We start from the raw sequence: 6,002 nt of genomic DNA on the forward strand, positions 1-6,002 counted from the left end.
ACTGGGCTCGCTATAATCAACACTATATAATCTGATTATAGCGAGCCATGCCGACCTATATACGTAAATTGTAACAGGCAGCATAAGCTATGTTTTTACCAATCAACAATCGCTATCAGTGTAGTGTTAACAATGCGCTATCAAATTTTCAGGCAGGCAACCGAACTCGCTTTTCATCAGGGTTGTTTTAAGGGGGCTCTATTTGCTAGCTAGGGATAAGGGGTTATTACAGTTAGAATTTAATCTCATAGCAGCTATTTTAAATAACGCATAACTTTGATTGAATATTTTTAAAAATTAACTGTAAAGCTAAGATTACATTCACATCAAATAAGTATGATGTGTTCCTTGTATTCACTGCAATTTTAATTATTTCATGATTAAACATACTTAGTTGCTCAAAAGTAACACTGTAATTATTTAAAACTATGATAAGTAACAATTTATTATAATGACATTACACACTCTAAAGGCTTATAACGGTCTTTACTGCTAGCTTAAATATCTCATTTACGTAACTCATAACTAAATAATTGGTAAATAGTGAATTTAGTCCTTGAACAAACAGCCTTGCATACGTTAATTTCGATGTAACAGGTAAATAGGAATGAGGAATGAATATGCAACCGTGGAACCCAAATAGCTGGAGAGAACTGCCAATACTGCAGCAGCCAAACTACCCAGATCAAGACTCGCTACAAGCAGTTGAAGCGCAATTAAAGAGTGCACCGCCATTAGTTTTCGCTGAAGAAACCAGAAGTTTATTTAAGCAATTAGAAGATGTATGTGAAGGCCGGGCTTTTTTATTACAAGGTGGTGATTGCGCAGAGTCGTTTAGTGATTTTAATGCCGCTAATATCCGTGATACGTTTAAAACCATTTTACAAATGGCGGTGGTACTCACTTATGGTGGTAAGTGCCCTGTAGTTAAAATTGCCCGTATGGCGGGTCAATATGCTAAACCACGTTCAGCCGACTTAGAAACAATCAACGGTGTGTCTTTACCCTCATACCGTGGTGATATCGTGAATAACTTTGAGTTTACCGAGCAAGCACGTGTACCCGATCCACAACGTTTAATGACCGCGTACCATCACAGTGCAGCCACATTAAACTTGCTACGTGCATTTGCACAAGGTGGTCTTGCCGACTTACACCAAGTAAACCGTTGGAATATGGGCTTTGTTGCTGCAAACCCACAAAAAGAAAAATATCAGCAACTTGCCGATAAAATTCAAGACGCATTGGAGTTTATGGAAGTGTGTGGTATTAACTCGACCATCGCCCCAAGCTTAAAAGAAACCGATTTATACACCTCTCATGAGGCGTTATTGTTAGGCTACGAAGAAGCATTAACACGTCGCGATCACTTATCGGGTGATTGGTACGACTGTTCTGCACACTTTGTGTGGATTGGTGAGCGTACTCGCCAATTAGATCACGCCCATATTGAATTTTTCAAGGGTATTAAAAATCCCATTGGGGTTAAAGTGGGCCCAGGTATGGATCCTGATGATTTAATTCGTTTAATTGACGCACTTAATCCAGATAACATTCCGGGTCGGTTAACGTTAATCACCCGTATGGGCGCAGATATTTTACCCGAAAAACTACCAGCACTGGTACGCAAAGTACAACAAGAAGGCCGCAAGGTTATTTGGAGCTCAGATCCAATGCATGGTAATACCGAAAAAGCCAGCTCAGGGTATAAAACCCGTAGTTTTGACAATATTATGCGTGAAATCAGCCAGTTCTTCGCTGTACATAAAGCCGAAGGCTCGTATGCCGGTGGTGTGCATTTAGAAATGACTGGGCAGCACGTTACTGAGTGTACCGGTGGCGCGTATGGTTTGTCTGATGACGACTTAGCACAGCGTTATAAAACACAGTGTGACCCGCGTTTAAACGCAGACCAAGTATTAGAATTAGGCTTTTTAGTGGCCGACTTATTAAAAGACGCCCGAAAATAATTACAACACTAGCCTGAACGCGGGTTAAGCATTTACTCGCTTTCAGCTTAACAAATATCCCTAGTAATAACGCCGCTTCACTAGCGGCGTTTTTTATTTTTAAACCGCTGTTACCTTAGTACTTTCGACGTTCAAGATCGGTATCCGAAATAATTTTTGCCGATATTTCTTCTACCGAATGGTGGGTCGAATTTAAATAAGGAATTTTATTACGTTTGTACAACATTTCTACTTCACGTACTTCAATACGACACTGGCGCAGCGAGGCGTATTTAGAGTTAGCCATACGTCTATCTCTTATCGCCGCGAGGCGTTCAGGGTCAATTGTTAAGCCGAATAGCTTATGCTTATAAGGGATTAAACATTTAGGTAATCCCTCACTTTCTAGATCATCTTCGGTAATAGGGTAATTGGCAGCTTTAATGCCGTATTGCAATGCTAAATATAAACTGGTGGGGGTTTTACCACTGCGGCTTACACCCACTAAAATAATATCCGCTTCACTGTAATTTTTTATATTGCTGCCATCGTCATTGATCAGTGCATAGTTGACCGCGTCAATCCTAAAGTCATAACTTTTTTCATGTATCGAGTGGGTACGATGTACTTTTGGCACCGGCGCTACAGCAATTTCCTGCTCAATTTTGTCACTATAAGTGGTTAAAAAATCGTAACATACGCCATTAGAAGAACGAATAATTTCGCTTAAATTGAAGTTTACAAAGGTGAAAAATATTAATGGCTTTTCACCATCTCGAGCCGCTGTGGCATTAATTAGTGCTTTGACTTCGTGTGCTTTTTCTTCTGTTTCAACAAATGGAATCGTTTTGTGATTAAAATCAACAGGAAACAATGACAACGTTGCATGGCCAAACACCTCCGACGTAATGGCTGTACCATCTGAAATATAAAAAGCAGTTCTCATAAATCCTCTATTTTATTACTTTTAATTTTAATTTTAAGTTTCTCACGGTTTACGTGAGGACTATTGCCAGTGTAGAATGGGCGCGACCTTTATAAAAGGTTTTCTTTCTTAACTCTCACAGTTATGTCAATTGCATTAAGGAAATGGTCAATTATAGCGTTTGAGAAGCGACCCAGTAACAAAAGAATTTAGACAGTGATTTACCTGCTAGAAAAATTTACAACCTGTTAATGAGATGTTCAACTCGCTAGAACGATTAGAGTTTTAATTCGGTTGGTATTAGTACTACAATTTGTTTTTTTGGAGAAAGATCCGTGCAAGAATACGTTCTCTGGTATCAAGAGCTTGGTATGCAAGATGTTCCTCGTGTTGGCGGTAAAAACGCTTCATTGGGTGAAATGATTTCAAACCTAGCTAACGCAGGTGTACAAGTGCCGGGTGGTTTTGCAACTACCGCTGATGCTTTTAATGAGTTTTTAGATCAATCTGGACTCACCGCTAAAATTCACGACATTCTCGATACACTCGATGTTGATGATGTAAATACACTCGCAAAAGTTGGTGCTGATATCCGCCAATGGATAATAGACACCCCATTCCAACCTAATCTAGATAAAGCCATCCGCGACGCATACAGCCAACTTCATGGCGACGCAACTTCTGATGTTTCATTTGCAGTACGCTCATCAGCCACAGCAGAAGACATGCCAGACGCATCTTTCGCCGGCCAACAAGAAACGTTTCTTAACGTGGTAGGTATCGACTCTGTTATGGTCGCTATTAAGCACGTATTTGCTTCTTTGTTTAACGACCGTGCTATCTCATACCGTGTACACCAAGGGTACGATCACCGTGGTGTGGCATTGTCTGCGGGTATTCAACGTATGGTGCGTTCAGATAAGTCTGCATCGGGCGTTATGTTTAGTATTGATACTGAGTCTGGTTTTGAAGATGTGGTATTTATCACATCAAGCTACGGTCTTGGCGAAATGGTAGTACAGGGTGCAGTAAACCCTGACGAATTTTATGTTCATAAACCAACATTGCTTAAAAATAAGCCTGCAGTAGTACGTCGTAACATTGGCTCTAAAGCCATTCAAATGATTTACTCAGCAGATAAAGCACACGGTAAACAAGTTGACATTGTTGACGTTGATCCGGCGCTTTCTAACAAATTTTCGATTACAGATGAAGAAGTGCAAGATCTTGCCAAGCAAGCTGTAATCATCGAAAAACATTACGGTCGTCCAATGGACATCGAATGGGCAAAAGACGGTAACGACGGCAAACTATATATAGTGCAAGCACGCCCAGAAACTGTTCGCTCAAACGAAGACGCTAACGTAATGGAACGTTTTCAATTAAATGGCAGCAGCAACGTGATTGTTGAAGGCCGTGCAATTGGTCACAAAATTGGTAGTGGTGTTGTTCGCGTACTTAACTCAATCAAAGAAATGGACCAGGTACAAGTTGGCGATATTCTAGTTACCGACATGACCGACCCTGATTGGGAACCTATTATGAAACGTGCTGCAGCGATTGTTACCAATCGTGGTGGCCGTACTTGTCACGCTGCAATCATTGCCCGTGAACTCGGTATTCCTGCCGTAGTGGGTTGTGGTAATGCCACCGATTTAATCACTGCAGGTCAAGAAGTTACCGTGTCATGTGCCGAAGGCGATACCGGTTTCATCTACGAAGGTATTTTAGACTTTGAAGTATTAACTTCACGCGTTGACGAAATGCCTGAACTACCTATGAAAGTCATGATGAACGTAGGTAACCCTGATCGCGCATTTGATTTTGCACGTTTACCGCATTCAGGTGTTGGCCTTGCACGTGTTGAATTTATTATCAACCGTATGATTGGTGTACACCCTAAAGCACTGCTTAACTTTGATGCACAAACAGATGCATTAAAAAGCGAAATCACCGACATGATTGCCGGTTATGAATCGCCAGTAGAGTTTTACATTAGTAAGCTAGTTGAAGGTATTTCTACACTTGCGTGTGCATTTGCACCGGAGCGTGTGATTGTTCGTATGTCTGACTTTAAGTCTAACGAATACGCTAACTTAGTTGGCGGCCAACAATATGAGCCAGAAGAAGAAAACCCAATGATTGGTTTTCGTGGTGCCGCGCGTTATATCTCAGAATCTTTCCGCGACTGTTTTGCACTAGAGTGTGAAGCAATTAAGCGTGTAAGAGACGGCATGGATATGACCAATATCGAAATCATGATCCCATTCGTACGTACGCTTGAAGAAGGCAAACGTGTTATTGAATTACTTGAAGAGCATGGCCTAAAACGTGGCGAAAATGGTCTAAAAGTTATCATGATGTGTGAACTACCTTCTAATGCACTATTAGCTGAAGAGTTTTTAGAGCACTTTGATGGTTTCTCAATCGGTTCAAACGACTTAACCCAGCTAACGCTAGGCCTAGACCGTGATTCTGGTTTAATTGCGCATTTATTTGATGAGCGTGACCCAGCAATCAAAAAGCTGCTTTCTATGGCAATTAAAACCGCCAAAGAAAAAGGCAAGTATGTTGGAATTTGTGGCCAAGGTCCTTCTGATCATGAAGACTTTGCAGCCTGGTTAGTAGAGCAGGGTATTGATTCTGTTTCACTAAACCCAGATACCGTACTAGAAACATGGTTATATTTAGCCGATAAACTCGCTAAGTAATTACACTGTGTAATAAAAATGCCAGCTTATTGCTGGCATTTTTGTCTCTGCTCGCAAGTAAACTAGCGGTTAGCGTGCTAATTTTTTATCTAAATAGGCGCACGATTTTGTTAACGCGCGTTGGCATAAAGCTAAAGAGTGACGCGCTTTTGGGTAATAACAAGAAAAGCACATCAGCCCTACAATAAAAAATAACAAAGAAGGACCGGGTATAATAACAAACAGCACTCCTAACAACATAAATAGTCCACCACTGAACAGTAATAGCATTTTTTTCATGCATGCCCCCTTATAACAGCCATATGTAGTGATCAATAATAATTGCGTTAACATGAGTATAATTGCAATTAAAATTAAATCGTGCAAAGAAGTGTTACAAACTGTACATTCTTCAATTTCTATTAGCCATCACCATGA

The 6,002-nt window shown here is 40.6% G+C and carries 4 protein-coding genes; 2 read left to right on the plus strand and 2 right to left on the minus strand.

The window, feature by feature from the left end; genetic code table 11:
• The first annotated feature begins 620 nt into the window (after positions 1-620).
• Entirely contained in the window at positions 621-1,970 is a 1,350-nt protein-coding gene (locus ABYB02_RS13630; protein ID WP_372762977.1) for a class II 3-deoxy-7-phosphoheptulonate synthase, read from the plus strand.
• A gap of 115 nt (positions 1,971-2,085) precedes the next feature.
• Here the strand turns inward: ABYB02_RS13630 and ABYB02_RS13635 are convergent, their stop codons facing one another.
• Positions 2,086-2,895, minus strand: a complete 810-nt coding sequence (locus ABYB02_RS13635) for a pyruvate, water dikinase regulatory protein (RefSeq protein ID WP_372762974.1) — start codon at positions 2,893-2,895, stop codon at positions 2,086-2,088.
• Positions 2,896-3,209: 314 nt separating this feature from the next.
• Here ABYB02_RS13635 and ppsA point away from each other — a divergent pair, with 314 nt between their 5' ends.
• The gene (ppsA, locus tag ABYB02_RS13640) at positions 3,210-5,585 is read left to right on the plus strand and encodes a phosphoenolpyruvate synthase (protein WP_372762975.1); all 2,376 of its coding nucleotides are present in this window, start codon (positions 3,210-3,212) and stop codon (positions 5,583-5,585) included.
• 69 nt (positions 5,586-5,654) lie between these two features.
• On the opposite strand, the gene ABYB02_RS13645 is transcribed toward ppsA, so the two are convergent.
• Positions 5,655-5,864 (minus strand): PGPGW domain-containing protein, encoded by a 210-nt coding sequence (locus tag ABYB02_RS13645; protein WP_372762976.1) that lies wholly within the window; start codon positions 5,862-5,864, stop codon positions 5,655-5,657.
• Between the last annotated feature and the right edge of the window lie 138 nt (positions 5,865-6,002).

Origin of the sequence: Pseudoalteromonas sp. (genome assembly GCF_041613455.1) — a bacterium.
Taxonomy (GTDB): Bacteria; Pseudomonadota; Gammaproteobacteria; order Enterobacterales; family Alteromonadaceae; genus Pseudoalteromonas.